The 3,074-nt window shown below is 47.2% G+C and carries 2 rRNA genes (1 of these 2 cut by a window edge); both read right to left on the bottom strand.

Annotated elements, in window-relative coordinates:
• Positions 1–37: 37 nt before the first annotated feature.
• Positions 38–145: ribosomal RNA gene (gene rrf / locus ACJJV4_RS07620) — 5S ribosomal RNA — on the bottom strand.
• 147 nt (positions 146–292) lie between these two features.
• Positions 293–3,074: ribosomal RNA gene (locus ACJJV4_RS07615) — 23S ribosomal RNA — on the bottom strand; it runs 41 nt beyond the window's last position.

Raw genomic sequence — 3,074 nt, 5'->3', positions numbered from 1 at the left:
CAAAAAAAATCCTCAACAATTTCTTGTTGAGGATTAAAAAAGGCAACGACCTACTCTCCCACAAATGCAGTACCATCGGCGCTAATGGGCTTAACTTCTCTGTTCGGAATGGTAAGAGGTGAGCCCCATCGCTATAACCACCTTAAGTTATAGCTGCTCGCTATTAGATTTTACTCTTTTAGCATACAGCGTTTATCGCTATGGATAAACAAATATCTTAACATATTGAAACAAAAATCATGAACTTATTTTATAATACTTCTAATTGTATAACTTTAAAAAAAAACAGGCGTACAATAAGCCTATGGGTTATTAGTACTACTTGGCTATGACATTACTGCCTTTACACCTATAGCCTATCAACGTGGTAATCTTCCACGACCCTTTAAAGAAATCTCATCTTGTGGTGGGTTTCGCGCTTATATGCTTTCAGCGCTTATCCCTTCCCAACGTAGCTACTCAGCAATGCTCCTGGCGGAACAACTGATACACCAGAGGTTAGTCCAACTCGGTCCTCTCGTACTAGAGTCAGATCCACTCAAATTTCTAACGCCCACTGTAGATAGAGACCGAACTGTCTCACGACGTTCTGAACCCAGCTCGCGTGCCACTTTAATGGGCGAACAGCCCAACCCTTGGGACCTTCTCCAGCCCCAGGATGTGACGAGCCGACATCGAGGTGCCAAACCCCCCCGTCGATATGAGCTCTTGGGGGAGATCAGCCTGTTATCCCCGGCGTACCTTTTATCCTTTGAGCGATGGCCCTTCCATACGGAACCACCGGATCACTATGCTCTACTTTCGTACCTGATCGACTTGTAGGTCTCTCAGTCAAGCTCCCTTATGCCATTGCACTCTACGCACGATTACCAACCGTGCTGAGGGAACCTTTAGAAGCCTCCGTTACTCTTTTGGAGGCGACCACCCCAGTCAAACTACCCACCAAGCACTGTCCCTTCATTGAAGGTTAGACTCTAGATAAGCAAAGGGTGGTATTTCAACAATGACTCCACAACGCCTAGCGACGCCACTTCAAAGTCTCCCACCTATCCTACACATTACTTATCCAAAACCAATACTAAGCTATAGTAAAGGTGCACGGGGTCTTTTCGTCCCACAGCGGGTAATCGGCATCTTCACCGATACTACAATTTCACCGAGCTCATGGCTGAGACAGTGTCCAGATCGTTGCACCATTCGTGCAGGTCGGAACTTACCCGACAAGGAATTTCGCTACCTTAGGACCGTTATAGTTACGGCCGCCGTTTACTGGGGCTTCATTTGAATGCTTCGCCGAAGCTAACATCTCCACTTAACCTTCCAGCACCGGGCAGGTGTCAGGCCATATACATCATCTTTCAATTTAGCATAGCCCTGTGTTTTTGATAAACAGTCGCCTGGACCTTTTCACTGCGGCCACCCCGAAGGGTGGCGACTCTTCTCCCGAAGTTACGAGTCTATTTTGCCTAATTCCTTAGCCATGAATCTCTCGAGCACCTTAGAATTCTCATCCCAACTACCTGTGTCGGTTTAGGGTACGGGCTGCTTCTCTTGCTTTTCTTGGAAGTCGATTTGCTAGATTATCACCTTGACCGAAGTCTCAGTGTACTATCGCGGTGTTACCACTCGCTTCAACGCACAATTCCGTCTGTGCGCACTAACTTTTCGCCTCCGTCACTTTTAATGAGAGCAGGTACTGGAATATTAACCAGTTGTCCATCCACTACCCCTTTCGGGTTCGCGTTAGGTCCCGACTAACCCTCAGCTGATTAGCATAGCTGAGGAAACCTTAGTCTTTCGGTGTGCGGGTTTCTCGCCCGCATTATCGTTACTTATGCCTACATTTTCTTTTGTAGCTTCTCCAGCATGACTCACATCACACCTTCGACGACACTACAATGCTCCCCTACCGATATTTCTATCCCATAGCTTCGGTAATATGTTTATGCCCGATTATTATCCATGCCGAACCGCTCGACTAGTGAGCTGTTACGCACTCTTTAAATGAATGGCTGCTTCCAAGCCAACATCCTAGCTGTCAAAGCAGTTCAACCTCGTTTTTTCAACTTAACATATATTTTGGGACCTTAGCTGATGGTCTGGGTTCTTTCCCTCTCGGACATGGACCTTAGCACCCATGCCCTCACTGCTGATGATCATTTTATAGCATTCGGAGTTTGTCAGGAATTGGTAGGCGGTGAAGCCCCCGCATCCAATCAGTAGCTCTACCTCTATAAAACTATAAATCAACGCTGCACCTAAATGCATTTCGGGGAGTACGAGCTATTTCCGAGTTTGATTGGCCTTTCACCCCTACCCACAGGTCATCCGAAGACTTTTCAACGTCAACCGGTTCGGTCCTCCACTGTATGTTACTACAGCTTCAACCTGCCCATGGGTAGATCACACGGTTTCGCGTCTACCACTACTAACTAAGCGCCCTATTCAGACTCGCTTTCGCTACGGATCCGGACCTGAAGTCCTTAACCTTGCTAGCAACGGTAACTCGTAGGCTCATTATGCAAAAGGCACGCCGTCACAGCACGAAGCCGCTCCGACCGCTTGTAAGCGTATGGTTTCAGGTTCTATTTCACTCCCTTATTCAGGGTTCTTTTCACCTTTCCCTCACGGTACTAGTTCACTATCGGTCTCTCAGGAGTATTTAGCCTTATCGGATGGTCCCGACTGTTTCATACAGGATTACTCGTGTCCCGCACTACTCAGGATACCACTATATCCACGTTCTTTACTTATACCGGACTATCACCGTCTTTGGTTTGTCTTTCCAAACAATTCTAATTCATTACGCTTCTAATGTCGTGGTCCTACAACCCCAGCATTGCCGTAACAATACTGGTTTGGGCTAATCCGCGTTCGCTCGCCACTACTAACGGAATCACTTTTGTTTTCTTCTCCTCCGGGTACTTAGATGTTTCAGTTCTCCGGGTTTGCTTGCCTTACGGCATGACATATCTTCAATATGCCGGGTTGCCCCATTCGGATATCTACGGATCAATTCGTGTGTGCCGATCCCCGTAGCTTTTCGCAGCTTATCACGTCCTTCATCGCCTCTG

Source organism: Algibacter sp. Ld11 (assembly GCF_045066735.1).
GTDB lineage: Bacteria > Bacteroidota > Bacteroidia > Flavobacteriales > Flavobacteriaceae > Algibacter.
This window is presented reverse-complemented; position numbering and strand designations above follow the sequence as displayed.